The sequence below is a fragment of the Collinsella aerofaciens genome, from assembly GCF_039752775.1.
Taxonomy (GTDB): domain Bacteria; phylum Actinomycetota; class Coriobacteriia; order Coriobacteriales; family Coriobacteriaceae; genus Collinsella; species Collinsella aerofaciens_R.
Genome location: NZ_JBDMGT010000025.1, coordinates 1 through 19627, shown reverse-complemented (window position 1 = coordinate 19627; position 19627 = coordinate 1). Strand labels below are relative to the sequence as shown.

Below are 19627 nucleotides of genomic sequence, written 5' to 3'. Positions count from 1 at the left end.
TGTCTGGTGCATGACGTTTTATCAATGTTGATTAATTGGCTTCATGTAGAGGCGTCTAATTGATGGGAAACGCTGTGCTTCAGGAATTATTTGGACCTTTGTCGAACGACTTGAACGCATTGGCAGATCTTGCGACTGCTGTCGCTCTTTTTGCTGCAATCGGTTCTTATCGGCTTGCTGTTAAGCAGATGCGTAACGATAGCTATATAAAAGCCTCTGAATGGTCCATTAATTTTGCCGATACTTTTAGGGCCGAAGTTCTGCCCAGGATGAAGCTATTCAGCTTCGTCTCTTCCGAAGTCTCCATTTATGCTCAAGCCGTTATGAGCCTATCGGTTCATTCTTTAAAGTCGTTTTCCGAAAAAGAATTCATCTCCATAGCCGGTACGTCAAGTTCGAACGTTAAACAAGGTTTGCTATCTTACTTGGCAAACAGTGAAAACCTTGAAAAGGCTGCCAGTAAGTATGCAGAGCTCGCAGAATTACATCCAACTATTTTTACGCCTATCGATCGAGCCTCCATTGATAACGAAACGTTTGCTTTACTTTTTAATAAAACGCTTACGGAGTTATCGAATTATCTGGAACAGCTGTCATTAATGGTTAATAGTGGGTTGGCTAATGAGGAGGTTCTATACCCGTCGTTTCATCGGCCTTTTTTCAGGGCCGTTAATTACGTCTTTCCCTTTTTGTGCTCCGTGAACAATGGCAGGGAAGTTGGGAATTACAGCTACACCCATATTGTTAAACTGATGGAAATATGGGGCGAGCGTGAACGTGAGATCGATCGTGGGGTTCAGACTTATCAGTTAAAAATTGATAGGGGCTATGAAATAAACAAAGAGATCGGACTAAAGGTTCAGGAGCCGTCAGCTGTTTCTAAACTGAGCTCAATAATCTTCGGTATATTCAAGAACAGCAATTAGCAATGGGTGGATAAAAATAGCTCCAGTTCATGACTGGAGCTGAAACTGAAAACATATTGTGTGGCCTGATTCACGAACTTTAACGTCTGCTAACTAATGGTTATATGGAATACCCTCGACTTCTTCTTCCATATTTTCCTCCACTATTTATCTATAGCGTGTGCGAGTGATAACTGCGTACATGATCATCCTTTCTAGTAGTGGGCCATTTGCTGGGCTGCCTTCTTGGCTTTCTCTTATACGCCCAGCGAGTTTTCTATTGAATAGGATTCGATGTGCTGTTGGCAAATAGCTAACCGTTCTCGGATACTCTCATGTTTGATATCTAGCCAGCGCTTGAGGCAATAATAAAGGTTGTATGTCGCTTTTTGTGCTGAAAAAGGTTCAATTGCTTTGAGTAAATCGGCGGACAGCATCTATCAACCGCTGGTGGATTTTCTTTGGTAAAAGCGTTGACAGTCTTAAGAAACCGGCTTTGCTTTCTATTGGTCAGCATGGGTTCAGTCTAGCGTTTCTGTTAAGTTAGATTCTCGTGAAGGATCTTGGCCATCTACTGCCTGATCGCACCGGTGCCGCCTTACTGCTATCGGTCCATTCTTTATAAAGGCGCCTATGCTCGCCCGCTGAGAGCAGCGGTAATATTGCTGCTATGCGTACAGAAAGGACTGTGTCGTAAAGCAGAGAGGGGCTTACGATGGCGAAGATTACCAGTATTACGTGCAACCACGTTAAGGGGATTAACCATCTTGACGTGCCATGCGATTTTTACCCGAACAAGCCTAACTTTCTTGTGGCGCCTAACGGGTCGGGTAAGTCTTCGCTTGCGACGGCGTTCGCATCCCTTAACACCAGGCGGCTAAAATTGGCAGACGCGGATCGTTATAACGGGGAGGACTGGGACGACACCTCCTTGTCCGTGACTTTTGACGATGACGTGACATTAAGTGCTAATGCTGATTCGAATGAAATTGCGAGTAGGGTAGACGTGCAGGTCGTCCGCTCGGGATTGTACGCAAATATGACGAACCGCCGGGTGGGGCCAAGGGTTCTCAGTCAAACGAAGATGAGCGTTCAACAGTGCGTTCTGTACGAGAAGGTGCCAGCCACTGTCCGCTTGAACTATTCAGTCACTGCGGAGCGACAGAAATATGCGTCGATCTTACGCGGGAGAATGGATAACCTTGCCGAGGCATTCAAGAGCTATGAGTTCCTTAGCGAGCTACTCAGCTGCGATGCCGCTTTTAAAACGACTGAGGGTTCCCGATACGCTGCAGCAATCAATAATTTCTTCAAGGGCGTTATTTCGCTCGAAACGGGCATGGGCGGGGATATTAGTGAGGATGAAGTTCTCAGTTATATTTCTTCTGTAAAGCCACTGAGTTCAATCAAGGAAATCCTTGATCGTTGGTATCCCGAGAAGGGGGATATCTCGAACTACCTGAATGCGATACAGGTCAATAGGTTTATCGAGAAGAGGCGTGGCGATATAAAGGGAGCCGTTTCATACCTTCGATTCCGCAAGATAAAGGATGATATCAATGAGATGCTTCCATTGCTGAACAGAACTAGGTATGGGGTCGAGGCTAAAGTCAGGAACCATCAGCTCGTCGTTGATTTTCCCGATTGGGATGAGGCCTCTAACGGCGAGATTGACGTACTCCAGCTGTGTGTTGCACTATTTCGAGCAAGGACGAAGTTTGGTGAGAAAGAAAACGCTCTATTGCTTATCGATGAGGTTTTCGATTACCTTGACGATGCCAATCTGATTGTCGCCCAGCACTTCCTGCTGGAGATGATGAAGCAGTTCAAGAATTCCGGGAAGAACCTCTATGTCATCATCTTGACGCATCTTGACCCAGGTCTCTTTAAGAGTTTTCGTTTCAAAAGCTTCCATACCTCATACATTCCCAATTCAGGGGGCGACTCTGTAAATGGGTGTTTGAATGCGTTGCTCGTTGACAGAAAAAGGTGCCAAAAGGAACTCCCTGATATCTATAAGTCGGTTTCCTCCCATTACCTTCATTTCTCGGACGGTGACAAAGCCTCCGAAGATGTCTTGGAGTATATCGCCAAGCAGGGGATTAAAGGTGAGCTGAAGAGCCCCTCATCGTTTCGGTGTGGTATGGAGGCAAAGCTCGGCGATTATTTCTCTGGAAAGCCCTTTGCCCCATCGGAAGTGTGCTGTGGCATCAGGTTGGCTGTCGAGAGGCTCAGTTATGAGAGGCTGGCGGCAGATGATAAGTCTGGATTTCTGAAAATTAATACAGGGACCGAGGACAGGCTCCGTTATGCGAATGAGCATGGAGTTGAGGTGCCAGAGACATTTCACCTGTTGGGCTCCATATACAACAGCTGCATGCATCTCTCCGGAAGGCCAGGCGAAACAGAGTTCGTCCAAAGAGAGCTAGGGAATAACATCATCAGACACATGATTGAGGCGTCGTTGAAGGAATTCGGCTGGGCATAGGCGGTCCTTCGGCAGGTCGTTTCGGGAGTTACATTGCGAGACGGCTCTTCCCGTTGTTGGCTGTGTCAATGTGGGCGTTGTATATCATGGACTTGATGTCGGTATGAATTGAGGGAGATTGAATGGACGAGCTTTCCAAAGAAGTTGCATCTCAGTCATCCATTGTATTGGGTAAAGCTTATGACGATGTCGCGCATCCTGCGCTCTCGTCGCTCGGAGACACTCTGAGCTTGGTTCCTAGAACGGTCGCTGTGATACTTGGCCCCTGGAAGAAATGGGTGGTTAACGGCGAGAACAATATCGAGGAGGCGATTCGGCAAGTTGATCGAAAGATGGGAGACGTCCCGGAGGACTGTTTTTGCGAGCCTGCACCTAATGTTGTGGTACCGGCTATTCAGCAGCTGTCGTATTCGTATGACAGTCAGGATTTAAGGGACCTGTACGTTAATTTACTCGCGTCCTCTATGGATAAAAGGGTTTCTTATCTGGTTCATCCGAGCTTTGTTAGCATAATCGGACAGTTGACTCCCGATGAAGCCAAAATGATGTCATTTCTTTCTAAAGAGCCTGGTAAGGATCATGTTCCAGTTATTGATTTGCGCGTTGTTGAAGATGATGACATGCCAATTAAAGCTCGGTGGAGATTGCTTTGCGAAAACTATACGAACGTATTCGATGCCATCGTCCAATGCCCTGAGAACGTGTCCTTGTATTTGAATAACTTGGAGCGACTGAAACTGCTAAGCGGAGAAACGTACTGTTATGAGGGAGAAGACGATTATCTTGGTATTGAGGATTCTGAAAGGATCCGAAATATAAAGAAGGACATTACGCCTTCTGATGGATGGCGGTTTGATTGCGTACATCATGTTTTTAGGCTAACACCATTCGGGAAGCTATTCATCAAGTGCTGTGTTTAGTCTTCTCGGCTGCGTTGATGCGATTCGATTCAAGGTTCACCCTCGCTTTAGTCTTCGATGATGGTTCCAAATGATAAGGAGTGCATATGAACGAAGCGGTTTCAAAGGTTTTAGCCAACTTGGGTCTCGACGCCGATCCGTTTAAGCAGGAGAAGGTAATCGAACTGGTTAAGAATCCTCTTTCCGGAGCATGGGTTACTGTCTATTCGCACCATGATGCTGCTGATGGAAGGCCTTCTGTTTTCGCCTGTTTTGCCGATCTTACAAAAAAAGAGGAGATTCTTGCAGGTGATGATTGGCTAAAGAACGCCTTAAGCTTCTCACCAGGCTTCTGCATGTATAGAGACGACGTCACTTATCATAACGGGCGTGACGAAGGCTATGACTTTATTGTTGCCGAGCAGTATTTCTATCCGCTCGACCAAGCGCAGATTCTGATCAACCAGGAATTTATCATGCTGTTTGAACTCTACCGCGGCGAAGACGGTTGCTACTATAGCGTCGACAGGTGTGGCGAGAGAGAAAAAGTCGTCGACTTTGCTGAAGACGAGGTGCGCGTCAGGACCAAATATATGCTGCGCTTTATTGCGGCTAAGCAATGTCTCTTCGTCCACTTTGTGGACGCGAGATTCGCATCTGCGCCCAGCTTTCCTTTGGGGAGCACTAAGTGCATTTCAGAGAGTGATGAGGTCGGGGGGAATTACCATATCGGGCAATGGTACACGAGCGATGCTGATGAAAGCTACCTGCTATCGATGCTTTACGCTCGAAGCTTTATCGAGCCCGGCGACGTCGAGACTTGCGGCGTATGGCCGTACGATGAGAAGAAAGAACGGTACCCTGAGTTCATCATCGATGAACGACCTGACGGTTCGCTCGTTCGATACACATGCGACCCGAATAAGCTTGGCACCCACTTTGAAAAGGAGCCTTGCGCTCCACATTACTTAACCCCCGTTTTCTTTAAGCCCGCTGTACTCGATAAGTACAGGAGCAACCCTCTCTTCGATGTTAGCGAGCACCACATTTCATGTGGGAGCCAGTGGAGGTGCGAGATTGACAATGTCAACCCGGACAGAGTCATGGTGTATCTCGGCGATTTGGGACGCGATCTTCCCGAGAGCGAGCGCACCCACTTCCTCTCCTTCGAGATGTCACCCGTTGACCAGCGCATTTCTGATGAGGTGTTCAAGACGGATTTGTTCAACATGTGGGTTAAGGATCCGACAGGCCCCGTTTCCATGCTTATGAGGGCGCGCATGGAGCTTGATAAAGCGTGGGAAAAGCGGTTTGGCCTGGCGCTGTTCAGGCCTTTCCACCGTGCTGACGAAGGCATTCTTGAACAAATCCACATTCCATCTGGTAATGGCGAGCCTGAATTTGAGGCCGTGATTATGGCCCTCACGAGAGCTCTTGTCGACTACATCGATGAAAGTTCTCTAAAGGGCGCTGATGCGAAGGGTAGTATTAACAAGCTGGAGGCCTTTCTTAGCGGGTATGACATCGTGACGGACCTAAAGCCTCTCCGTGACCTTCAGAACCTTCGGTCGGCGGGGGCGGCGCACGGCAAGGGCTCAAAATACGATAGGCTTTACGGCGATGTGGTCACCGAAGACCATAGAGAAGATGCGAAAAGACTCATTGCTCGACTTACGACCATGCTGAACGAGTTGACTGAGGCTTTAAAACCTGCCGACGATCGGAAAGAATAGTTGCAGGGTGATGGGCTGTCATGCGCTGGGGAAACAAGGCTGTTGCAGTTGGCGGATTTAGATATTCTTGTATCAAGACCTTCCGATTTCCTATAGATAGAGGCAGGTCCAATTAACTTTCAATGTGTATCCCCCTTGTTTTCTGAGTTTATGTAGCACTAGCTTCGTTTATAGGAATGGCTATGAGCGATACGGCGGCTTCAGTATGAGGCCGGCTTGCGCTTCTTCGGGATCCCACACTGACACCTTCCAAGTCCGATTTATGTCCGCGCCGGTATTTATGCTTTAAGCAAAGCGGCACGAGTGAACTTGCTACAAGCCTCATGCTGTGAGCACGTTAACCAATCGGTCGTGAAGGCGAGGTGAGTATGAAAGGTAGAAACCAGCACGTTACGAAGCGGGCGGATGGCAAATGGCAGGTTAAGGGTGAGGGGGCGCGTCGCGCTTCCTTTGTTACGACGACCCAGGGCGAAGCTATAAAGCGCGGTCGTCAAATTAGTTCTAATCAGCACTCTGAGCTAATCACCCATCGTCCCGATGGCAGAATCCGCGCAAAGGATTCCCATGGGCACGATCCCTTCCCGCCGAGAGGATAGGGGCTTGACGCCATTGTGGCTGCGGGCATGGATTAGCGTGTCCGCAGCCGCAAGCGCCTTCCGGAAGTATGTGGCAAATTCTGGAATCCCCGAGCACAACGGCTTTTCCACATATAGGATCCGCAGGTAGAAGCATTGCGGTATTCCGGAGCGCTCGGCACGCCAGGGATTTGCTGCATACTTCCGAGTTTTTGGCCTTGTGCCCTTTGTTCTAGATGCTGCAAACACTTGATTGATGCTATTTAAGGTCTATAATCAAATAAAAACTCTGAAATATCTTTTCAAAACAATGAAAGGAATTTTGAGGACGATGCTTTGCCAGTTTACCTTCAGGAACTATAGATCCTATCGCGACGAAACTGAGCTTTCCATGCAGGCAACATCGATGAGGGAGTTCGAGCGCTCCCTTATAGAGTGCCCTGACGGGCAGAGCTTCCTTCCGGTGGCTGCGGTTTACGGGCCTAACGCTGGCGGCAAGTCTAACCTGCTCGAGGCTCTTGACTATATTCGTTCGGCGGTGGCAAGGCCGATCAGATTGTTGTCTGCCAGCACTGATGCGCCAGAAGGTAACCGATCTTCAATACCCCGTTGCTCTGCGTTCGAGTTCGATGACGTGTCGGCTGCTAAGCCCACCGAGTTCGAGCTCTACTATCGCGCGGGTGAGCATGAGTACCGCTATGTCCTGTCCGTGCATGCGGACGAGATCGTGTCCGAGGGACTGTGGCGGCGCAAATTGGGAGCTTCGCGTACGGCAATGTTGTTCGAGCGCGAGGGTGCTGAGGTCGAGCTCGGTCCCACGCTGCGCAAACTTGTTACGGCTGCGAGATTCAACCCGAGTCTGCCGTACCTGTCGTTCCTCTGTATCAACTTTGACGCGCCGGTGATCAAGGAGGCTGCCAGCTGGTTTCTTGATGGCGTGTTCCTGAACTACAACAGCTCTTACCTGGAGCGGATGCTCGAACAGTTGCTCGACGAGGATGACTCACTCGAGATCACGCGTTTTCTGCGTGCCGTTGACGTACGTATCGATGGCTTTAGGGTTGAGAAAGCTCCGGAATGGCGCGGCCAGCGCGTCTTCGTAAAGCATGAGGTGGACGGCAAGGGCTATGAGCTGCGCCTGTCCGAGGAGTCGGCCGGTACTCAGAAGCTCATGGGGTTGGCGTCGTTTCTGCTGGCGGCGCTCGAACGCGGCGGTACCGTCGTTGTCGACGAGCTCGACGCCAAGTTGCATCCGAAGCTCCTGCGCTACGTGATTCTGCTGTTCAAAGATCCCGAAGTCAACAAGAGCGGCGCGCAGCTCATCTTTTCGTCTCAGGACGTGTCCACTATGCGAAACGATGTTTTTCGCCGCGACGAGATATGGTTTGCCGCACGCGGCGAGGGGGAGGCGAGCCAGCTATGGTCGCTCGCCGACATCCACGAGGCAAATGGTAACTTGGTCAGCAAGAACGCGGCATTCGACAAGCAGTACCTGTCCGGCCGCTATGGTGCTGACCCGTATCTCACGTGCATTGAGGAGTGGGATTAATATGGCCGCGAAAAAGTCGAGGGACTGGCGCAGCGGCAAGCGCGAGGGACGCTCTCGCATGGTACAGATGACGCGCCATCTCGTGGTGACCGAGGGCAAGGAGACTGAGCCTCGCTACTTCGAGGGCGTGCGCGCCGCGTTGGGCGCAGCAAACGAGCGGAAGGTTGCCGTAGTCGTTAAGGGGACTGGCAAACATACGCTCGACCTGCTCGACTTCGCCGTCGAACACTGCCTCTATGCGCCCGAGACGTTCGACCACGTGTGGCTCGTGTATGACAAGGATGACTTCCCTGCGTCCGACTTCGACGCGATGGAGCGTAAGTGCAACGAGCTCTCTGGTGGTTCGAGGACCTTCCACGCGTTGTGGTCCAACCCCTGTTTCGAGCTGTGGCCGCTTCTGCACTTTCGCTACACGACCGCGCATATGTCCGCGTCCGACTGCCAGCATGCCCTCGCGCAGGAGATGTCGAAGAATTTGGGCATCGAGTACCGCAAGAACCTTGACGGGATGTTTGGGGCAGTGGATGATAGGCGAGGCGAAGCATTGCAGCGTGCTGGGCGCCTCGTCGCGTACCATAGGGAACTGGGTAACATTAAGCCATCTGCGCAAAACCCTTTAACTAAGGTTGGCGAGATATTTGATGTGATTGGGCCGTATCTGGTTTGACGGTCAAGTTCGATCGGGCTTGATGGGACTGGAGATTCATGAAAGATGTTGTTTCGGGCTGCCTGCCGTCTTTAACTGGATTGACCTTTTGGGACCCGATAGGATACTAGGCCGAATCTAGCGGTATTGACGCAGTCAACCTACGGGCCTGCGTCCTGCGGGGGCGGCTTTTCTTTTGAATTGCCGCCCCTTTTCATCATTTGTATGGATGTAAGATTCGGCCTGTCAAAATTTACATCTCAATAAAGAAAAGGCGAAATTGCGTGCGATTTTCTGCTCGTATGTAACTTTACTGACGTGTTGTTGCTCAGTCTTAATTCGCTGTGGTTGCCGGTAAGGGATTGACCGGAATTGGGCTTTTCCCTATCCGCTCCGTCGCGAGTTCTACATCGAGTGCATCTGCAACATGATGCGCCCGTGGACCATCGTGAACTATGAGCGTGAGCCGTGGGTGATGGACGAAGGTACCGTGCGCATTACGTTTGACATAAACATGCACGCGGCGGTGGATCGCTGGCGTTTGCTCGACCTGGGCGGTTGAAATGATCCGCTGAGACCTTTCCAGTCGAATATTTTTCGGGCGAGGGTTGGGTATCATGGTGAAAGCGATTTCAATGACAGGGGTGCTTGTGGTAAAGATGAAAGATGTGGCCGAGCTGGCGGGCGTTTCGAGCGCCGCCGTCTCGCGCTACCTCAACGGTGGATATATCTCGGCTGACAAGGCCGAGCGCATTAAGCAGGCGATTGAGCTGACCGGATACGTGCGGTCCAGTCAGGCTCGCGCGCTGCGCACCGGCTCTACCAAGCTCATCGGCGTCATCGTGCCCAAGATCAACTCGGAATCCGTGAGCCGCATTACCGCCGGCATCGGCCAGGTGCTCGGTCGTCGTGGCTACCAGATGTTGCTTGCCAATACCGACAATGCCCCCGATCGCGAGCTCGAATACCTCGATTTATTCCAAAACCACCCGGTCGATGGCATTGTGCTGGTAGCAACCATGATTACCGACGAGCACCGTCGGGCGATTGAATCGTGCCGTGTGCCCATCGTGCTGATCGGTCAGAATGTTGAGGGCGTGGCGTGCGTCTATCACGACGATTACGAGGCTGCCTTTGAGCTGGGCCAGGCGCTCGCTGGTCGGGTAGATGGCAAGATCGCCTACATTGGAGTTACCGAAGAAGACCGCGCGGCCGGTTATGACCGCCGTCGCGGTTTTGAGGCCGGCTTGCGCGCCGCGGGTAACCCGCTCGATGCCGCCTTGATTCGCCTGGGCTCGTTTACGCTCGACTCGGGCTATGGTGCGGCGCGTGAACTGCTTTCCGTCGACCCCGATGTTTCGTTTATCGCGTGCGCGACCGACACCATGGCGGCGGGCGCGCTGCGTGCCATCGATGAGGTTCGCGGCATGGGCGAGGGTATACACCGCGTGAGCGGTTTTGGCGACAACGCGTTTTTGCGCGCGCTGACGGGCGGCATTCCCACCGTGCATTATGGCTACCTGACCAGTGGCGTCGAGGCGACCAATATGTTGCTCAACACGCTCGATGGCGTGGAGGGGGAGAGCGGTCTCAAGACGCTCAAACTCGGCCATCAACTTATGAATGTCTAGGCTTTGGGCATGTCTGCCTGCCTTTGAGGCCCCTGTTTTTGCGGTAAAACTACCATTCGCCGGCTCTTTCCTACCGTTCACCCTACTATGAAAACGATTACAGACATATGAAACTGAAAACGATTACAGTGTAAGTGTCAAAGGTAGTCGGGTGCGCATGCACCCGTTGGAGGAAAGGGAAGTCATGGACTACCGCAAATCAGCCCAAGAGGTGCTCGACAACATCGGTGGCGCCGGCAACGTTGTTTCGGCCGCACACTGCGCCACGCGTCTGCGCCTGGTGATTGCCGATAACGCGAAGGTTGACAAGGAGGCCCTCGAGAATATCGACGGCGCTAAGGGCGTCTTTGAAGCCCAGGGCCAGCTCCAGATTATTTTTGGCACTGGCACCGTCAATAAGGTCTACGAGGAGTTCATCGCGCTCAGTGGCGTCGAGGCTGCCACCAAGGCCGAGGTCAAGGAGGCCGCGGCGCAGCAGCAGAACATCTTTATGCGCGCCATTAAGGTGCTCGGCGACGTCTTTGTCCCCATCATCCCTGCCATCGTGGCCTCGGGTCTGCTGCTGGGCATTATGAGCGCCCTCAACTTTATGGCCTCCAACGGCTTTATCGCGCTCGACACCAATAACTTTATCTACAAGATTGCCGACCTGGTCTCGGGCACGTCCTTTGGCATTCTGCAGATCCTGATCGGTTACTCCGCCGCTAAGGCCTTTGGCGCCAACCCGTATCTGGGCGCCGTTGTCGGCGGTGCGTTCATCAACTCCTCGCTACAGAGCGCCTACACGGTTGCCTCCGAGGGCGTGCAGACCATGGTCAACGTCATCCCCGGTGTGTACAGCTTTGAGTGGGTCGGTTATCAAGGCCACGTTATCCCCATCGTCATCGCCTGCGCTATTCTGGCCTTCCTCGAGAAGCGCCTGCACAAGATCGTTCCCGAGATGTTCGACCTCTTTGTGACCCCGCTCGTCTCGGTGTTCGTGACCGTGCTCGTGACCCTCGTTGCCGTCGGCCCCATCTTCGTGTGGGCCGAGAACGCCATTCTCGGTCTGATTCAGGCCCTGCTCACCCTGCCCTTTGGCATCGGTTCCTTTATCGTCGGCCTGTTCTATGCCCCCACGGTCGTTACCGGTATCCACCAGATGTACACCGCCATCGATCTGGGCCAGCTCGCTCAGTACGGTGTGACCTATTGGCTGCCCATCGCCAGCGCTGCCAACATCGCCCAGGGTGGTGCCGCGCTCGCCGTTGCCTTTAAGACCCGCGATGCCAAGATCAAGGGTCTGGCGCTTCCTTCGGCCCTGTCCGCCTTCATGGGCATTACCGAGCCTGCCATCTTTGGTGTGAACCTGCGCTTCTTTAAGCCCTTCATCGCCGGCTGCATCGGCGGCGGTTGCGGTGCCCTGGTCTGCGCGCTCACTTCGCTGGCTGCCTCCGGCACGGGTGTTACGGGTATCTTCGGTATCCTGCTGTGCCTGGCCCAGCCCGTGCAGTACGCGATCATGTTTGCGGTTGCCGCGGTCGTGTCCTTTGCCATCTCGTTTGTCCTGTACAAGGACGAGCCCAAGGCTTCCGAGCAGGCCTAAGAGCTTTTGATTGAGGAACGCCCGCGGGCTGTATGCTCGCGGGTGTTCCCCGCATCTGGCGCCGATCTTTGGCACCTTGTAACTTTCGATCCGTTAGGACTTTGATATGTCTAATGCACTCGGTCGCGACCTTGCAAAGCTGGTCGCCGCTGTTGACGCCGCCGCCTCTGAGTGCGGTCATGGCGCGTATGGCCAGCGCTTTCATATTATGCCGCCCACGGGCTGGCTCAACGACCCCAACGGTCTTTGCCAGGCGGGCGGCGTGTTCCACGCTTATTTTCAATATGCTCCGTTTGATGTTGAGGGCGGCGTTAAGGCCTGGGGTCATGCCACGAGCCGCGACCTTATGAACTGGGAGTATGTTGGCGCGCCGCTGCTGCCCGATGAGCCGTTCGACTGCCATGGCGTGTATTCGGGCTCCGCGCTTGCCGAGGACGGTCGCATTCGCGTGCTCTATACCGGCAACGTTAAGCTCCCCGATGCGGACGGCGTCTTTGACTATGTCAACTCCGGCCGTCGCGCCGATACCGTGTATGTCGAGAGCGCCGATGGGCAGACGTTTAGCCAAAAGCGCGTCGTGCTGGCTTCGGAGGACTATCCCGAGGACCTGACGTGCCACGTGCGTGACCCCAAGGTGTGGCGCGATGAGGCAGGTCGCTATCACATGGTGCTGGGCGCGCGTCGTCGCGTTGACGGGCCGCACGTCGAGAGCCGTTTTTGCGCCATGCATGGCGAGGGTGCCGGGCGCGATGTGGGCGAGATCCTGGTGTATGGCTCGGCCGATATGCTGAGCTGGGAGCTCGAGAGCCGTGTGTCTACGCCCGAGCGTTTTGGTTTTATGTGGGAGTGCCCGGGTTACTTTGAGCTTGAGGCCGATGACGGTGTGCCGGCGAAGTGGCTGTCCTTCTCCCCTCAGGGGCTCGAGGGCGGTCGTTGGGACCGCGGCAACGTATACGCTGCTGGCTACATGTCTGTAACGGGCGACATTGCAGGTGGTGACGGTGCCTATGAGCTGGGCGAGTTCCGCCTGTGGGACGCTGGTTTTGACTTCTATGCGCCGCAGGAGTTTACGTCCGAGGATGGTCGCCACATTCTGATCGGCTGGATGGGCATGCCCGATGAGCCGACCTATGACAACGCACCCACCGTGGTGTGCGGCTGGCAGCACTGCATGACGGTGCCGCGCGAGCTTACAGCCGGTGCCGGCGGCGTGGTGCTGCAGCAGCCGGTGCGCGAGATCGAGCACCATTATGCCTCGGTGCGTGTGGGGGAGGGCTCGTTGGAGGTTGCCGACGATACCTGCTTTGACGTTGTTGTCGACGGTGTCGACGGAGCGTTTACCGCGATCGTTGATGGCGAGCTGAAGCTGGCGTTTATGCCCGCCGAGGGCGAACTGCCTTCGCGCTTTGAGATGCGATTTACCGATGAGGGTCGCGCTTCTGCCGGCTGCGGTCGTACTGTGCGCTGGGAGCCCGTCGACGAGGTGCGCAACGTGCGCATTGTCGGCGATGTCTCGTCGGTCGAGGTGTTTGTGAACGATGGCGCGCTCGTGTTTTCGACGCGCATCTATCCCGAGGCCTATGGCGTGACCGTTGACGCCCCGGGTGCGAGCGTGACCTATCACACGCTCAACATCTAGGCGATTCGTCGCATATCGGCGCTATACTGCAGCCGTTGCCCACGATGCGGGGAACACCCGCATCGTGGGTTTTTGTTTGTGAAGGGACGGTGCCTTGTGGATGTACAGCAGCTAGAAGAGGCCTGGGCTGTAAGGGCCGGCGCGCGTGAGGCGCGTCTTGTTGCGGCCTCGCATGTGCCGGCGGCGCTGTCTCTGTTGGGGATTGTGCGCCCCGGTGACCGCCTGGTTGCGTTTGCCGATGACTTTGCCGATGCGTTTGCTCGTGGCTTTGATGGCTGCGATGTTGTGCTGGTTGGGGAGCCGTCGGCTGCAGTGTTTTCTGCTGCGTCCGAGGGCTTTGATGCTTCGTTTGATGCTGAGGGGCCGCACCTGTGGTGGTTTGTGAACACGATCGGTGGCTTTGGCCTGCGCGTGCCCGATCTGCGCGCTCTGGGTCGTGCGGCTCGCGAGGCCCGTGCGCTGCTCGTGGTGGATAACACCGTGGCAAGCGTCTTTGGCTGCGATCCACTGCGTTTGGGTGCCGTCCTGTCGCTTGAGGCACTCGACCGTGCGTGCGCCGGTAAGGCTCCGCGTAAGCTCGTTGCCGCTTCGGTGGCGCGCTCGCAGCTCAAACGCCATCGTGTGGATGCCGCTGCCGAGTGCGCGCATGCGCTGCTTGAGGGCTGTGGCTTGGCCAAGCTTGATTTGCCTGTTAACGAGGCTGACGTGCTGGAGCGCGGGCTCGATACGCTCGACGTTCGCATGCAGGCCCACTTCGACCGCGCCCGTGCGCTGGCCGAGTATCTGGCGGCTAACGAGATGGTGCGCAACGTGCGCTATCCCGGGTTGAATTCGCATCCCGACCATTCGGTTGCAACGGGAATCCTCGAGCACGGCTTTGGCCCGGCAGTTGAGTTTGATCTGATTGACTGCACCGCGTGCGAATTCTTCAGCATACTGTCGGACGAATTCCGAACATCGCCCGCCGGCGGCGCAACGACGCGCCTTTCGGCCCCACGCGGCAAACAGGGGAGCACCATCCGCCTCTTTGCCGGCACCGACAACCCCCTGGTCGTAGCGTCCACCCTAGACAACGCCCTCCGCAAATAGCTAATCGGGGCCTGTGCCACGAAAACGGCCTATTTACTACGTTTAAGCCATAGGGGTCGACCATACCCGCCTATTTTGAAAATTACCAAGCTGTCTACCAGCGGTTTTAATTTCATAATGTCCAGTATGGTCGAGGGTATTCAACTAAACGTAGTAGATGGGCCCGTTTTGTGGCGCGAGCCTCAATCCGAGGGCGCGGTGGACAACATTTCAGCCCAAAAGGACTACTCTGCATTGATGCTGGCGATGAGGTCGTTGGCTTTGGTGGCGATGACGTTGTTGATGTCGGCCTGGAGGGATTCGTAGACTTCGATGGCTCGCTCGCCGGCTTGGGTGAGCGATGATCCGCGGGCTCCGTCGCGCTCGATGAGCTTGCAGCCCAGCTGACCTTCGGCCTCGTTCACAATGCGCCAGGCCTTGGAATACGCCATGCCCATGCTCTTGGCGGCGCGGTTGAGCGAGTGCTCGCGGGCAATACCCTGCAGCAGCAAGACGCAGCCGTGGCCGAACACGCCCGGCAAATCCTTGTCGCACGCTTGAATGACCAACTTTGCCGTCGTCTTGTACTTCATACGCTCCACGTCTTCCCGCTAAAGTGTTTGCTGGGCAAACGCAAAGCCTGCGTCAAACCCTCGTGTGCTCTTCTTAAATCATGCATTGTAGCAGTCAAAGTGCGTTAAGATACTTCCCCAGTATTGGGCGCCCAAGGTTGGGCTGGGTCCTACGAGGCCTGCAGCCGACCGGTCGCATGGAAAAAGGAGAAACATGGCTACGTTCTTTCCCGGTGAGTCCCACACGTTTTCGGAGTATCTGCTGGTCCCTGGCTACTCGTCCTCGCAGTGCATCCCCAACAACGTCTCTCTTAAGACGCCGCTGACCCGCTTCAAGCGCGGTGAGAAGCCGGCAATCACCCTGAACATCCCCATGGTTTCCGCCATCATGCAGTCCGTCTCGGGCGTCGACATGGGTGTCGCGCTCGCTACCGAGGGTGGCCTGTCCTTCATCTACGGTTCCCAGAGCGCCGAGTCCGAGGCCGCTATGGTCAAGGCCGTCAAGGATCACAAGGCCGGCTTCGTTCAGTCCGATTCCACGCTGACCCCCGATATGACCATGGAACAGGTCATCGAGCTCAAGGAGAAGACCGGTCACTCCACTATGCCGGTCACCGACGACGGCACTCCCAAGGGTAAGCTCCTGGGCATCGTCACCAGCCGTGACTATCGTCCCAGTCGCGATGACCACCAGACGAAGGTCTCCGAGTTCATGACCCCGCGTGAGCAGCTCATCGTGGGCGACAAGAACATTAGCCTCAAGGTTGCCAACGACGTCATCTGGGACAACAAGCTCAACGCCCTGCCCATCGTCGACGACAATGATCACCTTATGGGCATCGTCTTCCGCAAGGACTACGACAGCCACAAGACCAACCCCAACGAGCTGCTCGACGGCGATAAGCGCTACATGGTCGGCGCCGGTATCAACACCCGCGACTATGCCGAGCGTGTGCCGCTGCTCATCGAGGCCGGCGCCGACGTCCTGTGCATCGACTCTTCCGAGGGCTTCAGCGAGTGGCAGAAGCGCACCATCGAGTGGATTCGCGCCAACTATGGCGAGGACGTCAAGGTCGGTGCCGGTAACGTCGTCGACGCCGAGGGCTTCCGCTTCCTTGCCGACTGCGGTGCCGACTTCATCAAGGTCGGTATCGGCGGCGGTTCCATCTGCATCACCCGTGAGACCAAGGGTATCGGTCGTGGCCAGGCCACCGCGCTGATCGACGTCTGCCGCGCTCGCGACGAGTATTACGAGGAGACCGGCGTCTACGTGCCCGTGTGCTCTGACGGCGGCATCGTCTACGACTACCACATGACGCTCGCTCTTGCCATGGGTGCCGACTTTATGATGCTGGGCCGCTACTTCGCCCGCTTCGACGAGAGCCCGACCGAGCGCGTCAATGTGAACGGTCAGTACATGAAGGAGTACTGGGGCGAGGGTTCCGCGCGTGCCCGCAACTGGCAGCGCTACGACCTGGGCGGCGCCGCGAAGCTCAGCTTCGTCGAGGGCGTCGACTCCTATGTTCCCTATGCCGGCTCCCTCAAGGACGGCGTGGGCGGCACGCTCTACAAGGTCAAGTCCACGATGTGCAACTGCGGTGCCCTCTCGATCCCCGAGCTCCAGGAAAAGGCACGCCTGACCCTGGTGAGCTCGACCTCGATCGTCGAAGGCGGAGCCCACGATGTTGTCGTGAAGGATTCTCAGCAGAGCGTTTCCTATCGATAAGGTAAGAGCTGCATATCAAAGGTTGATTCCCAACCACGTTATTTAGATAAAGCGAGATGCCTGCAAGTCGCAGGCATCTCGCTTGTCGTATTTGCTATCATCAGTCAAGTTAACCTTAGGGTCGGTCGGCTTAGCTTTGTTTGCTACAAGTTCCGCACGCAAAGAAGAGCACTTAATGTGCTCTTCGTCTTGCGCAGGACTGTCCGCAGTAGCGAATAAAGCTAAGCCGACCGACCCCAGCTAAGATTAAAGGAGCTGATATGTGCGATTGCACAGATCATAAGGATGAGATTCCTGCCTACGACGCGCAGGCCATTGAGTCCCGGTGGATGAAGGCCTGGGAGGACTCCAACCTCTTTGCCGTCGACACCGACGACAGCAAGCCCAAGAAGTACGTGCTCGAGATGTTCCCGTATCCGTCGGGCGACCTGCACATGGGCCATGCGCGTAACTATACCATCGGCGATGCCATGGCCCGTCAGGCCCGCATGCGCGGCTACGACGTGCTGCATCCCATCGGCTTTGACGCCTTTGGCCTGCCCGCCGAGAACGCCGCCATCAAGCACAACACGCAGGCTGCCGCCTGGACGTATAAGAACATGGACCAGGCGCTCGCCACGATGAAGCGCATGGGCTTCTCCTACGATCTGGATCGCATGGTCAAGACCTGCAGCCCCGATTATTACCGCTGGGGCCAGTGGATCTTTGAGAAGATGTGGGAAAAGGGCCTGGTCTACCGCAAGAAGAATCCGGTCAACTGGTGCCCCACCTGCAAGACCGTTCTGGCCAACGAGCAGGTTACCGAGGGCAAGTGCTGGCGCTGCGGCACCGAGCCCGAGAAACGCGACCTTGAGCAGTGGTACTACAAGATTACCGAGTACTCTCAGGAGCTGCTCGACGACCTGGAGAAGCTCCCCGGCTGGCCCGAGCGCGTCAAGCAGATGCAGGCCAACTGGATCGGTCGCTCCGAGGGCGCCGAGGTCGACTTTACCCTGTGCGACAAGGACGGCGAGCCCATCGAGGGCGACGAGGGCAAGATCACCGTCTTCACCACGCGAGCCGATACCCTTTTTGGTGTCTCCTTCTTTGTCCTGGCTCCCGAGTACGCCGGCCTGCTCGAGCTCGTCGAGGGCACGGAGTACGAGGAGGCCGTCACCAAGATCGTCGAGGACTCCAAGCATATCTCTGCCGTCGAGCGTGCCCAGGGCACCCTCGAGAAGCACGGTGCCTTCACGGGCCGCTATGTGGTAAACCCCGTCAACGGCGAGAAGGTCCCCGTGTGGGTTGCCGATTATGTCGTTGCCGACTACGGTACCGGTGCCGTCATGGCCGTTCCCTGTGGCGACCAGCGCGACTTTGAGTTCGCCCGCAAGTATGACCTGCCGATCGTGCCGATTATCCTGGACGATGACGACCGCGCCGCCGTCGAGGCCAGCGGCGAGACCATCGATACCTTCCATGCCGAGACCGTCGACTGGGATTGTGCCCACGCTGCCGAGGGCACGCTCGTCCAGTCCGGCAAATACACCGGCATGCGTGGCGGCAAGCACTCCGAGGGCGAGGCTGCGATCGTGGCCGACCTCGAGGCCATGGGCTGCGGTCGTCGCAAGGTCGAGTTCCGTCTGCGCGACTGGCTCATTTCCCGTCAGCGTTATTGGGGCAACCCCATCCCGGCCATCCACTGCGAGCACTGCGGCATCGTGCCCGTGCCCGAGGATCAGTTGCCGGTGACGCTGCCTGAGAACCTGGACCTGGGTGCCGGCGAGACCCTCGCCGAGTGCAAGGAGTTCTACGAGACTACCTGCCCGGTCTGCGGCCGCCCGGCCAAGCGTGAGACCGATACCATGGACACCTTCACCTGCTCCAGCTGGTATTACCTGCGCTATACCGACCCGCACAACACTGAGCTGCCCTTCTCCAAGGAGGCCGCCGACCGTTGGATGCCCGTCGATAACTACATTGGCGGCATCGAGCACGCCATTCTGCACCTGCTCTACAGTCGCTTCTTTACCAAGGCGCTGCGCGACCTGGGCCTGCTGAGCGTGGACGAGCCCTTCACTAACCTACTGTGCCAGGGCATGGTCAAGGACGAGAACGGCGACACCATGTCCAAGTCCAAGGGCAATGTCGTGCCCCCGAGCTCGGTCATCGAACCTTACGGCGCCGACACCATGCGTTTGGCGATCCTGTTTATCGCCCCGCCCGAGAAGGACTTCGACTGGGATCCCAAGGCCGTCGAGGGCGCCAACCGCTTTATCAAGCGCGCCTGGCGTATCGTTTGGCAGCTCGTCCAGTCCGGCGATGCCAACGTGGCCTTCGACAAGTCCGCGCTCGATGAGGTTGCGATGAAGCTCTATCGCGAGCGTCACCGCACCATCGCCAAGTGCACCGAGGACTTCGATCGCGGCCAGTTCAACACCGCCATCTCGGCCGTCATGGAGCTCGTCAACGCGGCGAGCGCCTACCTCAACGCCACCGAGGGTACCGCCCGCGACAAGGCGCTGTGCTACGGCGTGGCCAAGGACATCGTGAGCGTCCTTGCCCCCATCTGCCCGTTCTGGGCCGACGAGCTGTGGCACGAGGCGCTCGGCTGCGAGGGCAACGCCTATAC

At 55.8% G+C, this 19627-nt stretch carries 15 protein-coding genes; 14 read left to right on the top strand and 1 reads right to left on the bottom strand.

Going from position 1 to position 19627, the window contains the following annotated elements:
- Nucleotides 1-62 precede the first annotated feature (62 nt).
- The 12 genes from ABHR63_RS07530 to ABHR63_RS07475 all read left to right on the top strand — a co-directional run bounded on the left by ABHR63_RS07530 (nucleotide 63) and on the right by ABHR63_RS07475 (nucleotide 14739).
- On the top strand, nucleotides 63-926 hold the full coding sequence (locus ABHR63_RS07530) for a DUF4760 domain-containing protein (protein WP_346964698.1): 864 nt from the start codon (nucleotides 63-65) through the stop codon (nucleotides 924-926).
- Nucleotides 927-1620: 694 nt separating this feature from the next.
- Nucleotides 1621-3393, top strand: coding sequence for an ATP-binding protein (locus ABHR63_RS07525; protein ID WP_346964697.1), 1773 nt, complete (start codon nucleotides 1621-1623; stop codon nucleotides 3391-3393).
- Between the two features lie 122 nt (nucleotides 3394-3515).
- Complete coding sequence (locus ABHR63_RS07520; RefSeq protein WP_346964696.1) at nucleotides 3516-4313, top strand: DUF4393 domain-containing protein; 798 nt, start codon at nucleotides 3516-3518, stop codon at nucleotides 4311-4313.
- Between the two features lie 86 nt (nucleotides 4314-4399).
- Nucleotides 4400-6025, top strand: coding sequence for a hypothetical protein (locus ABHR63_RS07515; protein WP_346964695.1), 1626 nt, complete (start codon nucleotides 4400-4402; stop codon nucleotides 6023-6025).
- Nucleotides 6026-6393: 368 nt separating this feature from the next.
- A complete protein-coding gene (locus ABHR63_RS07510; protein WP_195534616.1) occupies nucleotides 6394-6621 on the top strand; it encodes a DUF2188 domain-containing protein in 228 nt (75 codons plus the stop codon).
- Between the two features lie 370 nt (nucleotides 6622-6991).
- Complete coding sequence (locus ABHR63_RS07505; protein WP_346964694.1) at nucleotides 6992-8149, top strand: AAA family ATPase; 1158 nt, start codon at nucleotides 6992-6994, stop codon at nucleotides 8147-8149.
- A 1-nt stretch (nucleotide 8150) separates the two neighbouring features.
- The gene (locus ABHR63_RS07500; protein ID WP_346964693.1) at nucleotides 8151-8816 is read left to right on the top strand and encodes an RloB family protein; all 666 of its coding nucleotides are present in this window, start codon (nucleotides 8151-8153) and stop codon (nucleotides 8814-8816) included.
- Nucleotides 8817-9222: 406 nt separating this feature from the next.
- Complete coding sequence (locus tag ABHR63_RS07495) at nucleotides 9223-9357, top strand: hypothetical protein (RefSeq protein ID WP_346964692.1); 135 nt, start codon at nucleotides 9223-9225, stop codon at nucleotides 9355-9357.
- Nucleotides 9358-9454: 97 nt separating this feature from the next.
- Nucleotides 9455-10426: a LacI family DNA-binding transcriptional regulator gene (locus tag ABHR63_RS07490; RefSeq protein WP_346964737.1), complete on the top strand. Its 972-nt coding sequence runs from the start codon at nucleotides 9455-9457 to the stop codon at nucleotides 10424-10426.
- A 184-nt stretch (nucleotides 10427-10610) separates the two neighbouring features.
- A complete protein-coding gene (locus tag ABHR63_RS07485; protein WP_346964691.1) occupies nucleotides 10611-12011 on the top strand; it encodes a PTS transporter subunit EIIC in 1401 nt (466 codons plus the stop codon).
- A gap of 106 nt (nucleotides 12012-12117) precedes the next feature.
- Nucleotides 12118-13650, top strand: a complete 1533-nt coding sequence (locus ABHR63_RS07480) for a glycoside hydrolase family 32 protein (RefSeq protein WP_346964690.1) — start codon at nucleotides 12118-12120, stop codon at nucleotides 13648-13650.
- 96 nt (nucleotides 13651-13746) lie between these two features.
- Nucleotides 13747-14739: a PLP-dependent transferase gene (locus ABHR63_RS07475; RefSeq protein WP_346964689.1), complete on the top strand. Its 993-nt coding sequence runs from the start codon at nucleotides 13747-13749 to the stop codon at nucleotides 14737-14739.
- Between the two features lie 224 nt (nucleotides 14740-14963).
- Here the strand turns inward: ABHR63_RS07475 and ABHR63_RS07470 are convergent, their stop codons facing one another.
- Nucleotides 14964-15311: a winged helix-turn-helix domain-containing protein gene (locus ABHR63_RS07470; RefSeq protein ID WP_346964688.1), complete on the bottom strand. Its 348-nt coding sequence runs from the start codon at nucleotides 15309-15311 to the stop codon at nucleotides 14964-14966.
- A gap of 193 nt (nucleotides 15312-15504) precedes the next feature.
- Between ABHR63_RS07470 and ABHR63_RS07465 the strand changes: the two genes are divergently transcribed.
- Together ABHR63_RS07465 and leuS are read left to right on the top strand one after the other, a co-directional pair.
- Nucleotides 15505-17016, top strand: a complete 1512-nt coding sequence (locus ABHR63_RS07465) for an IMP dehydrogenase (protein ID WP_055251158.1) — start codon at nucleotides 15505-15507, stop codon at nucleotides 17014-17016.
- Nucleotides 17017-17276: 260 nt separating this feature from the next.
- A partial coding sequence (leuS, locus tag ABHR63_RS07460) for a leucine--tRNA ligase (protein ID WP_346965938.1) occupies nucleotides 17277-19627 on the top strand: 2351 nt, incomplete at its 3' end.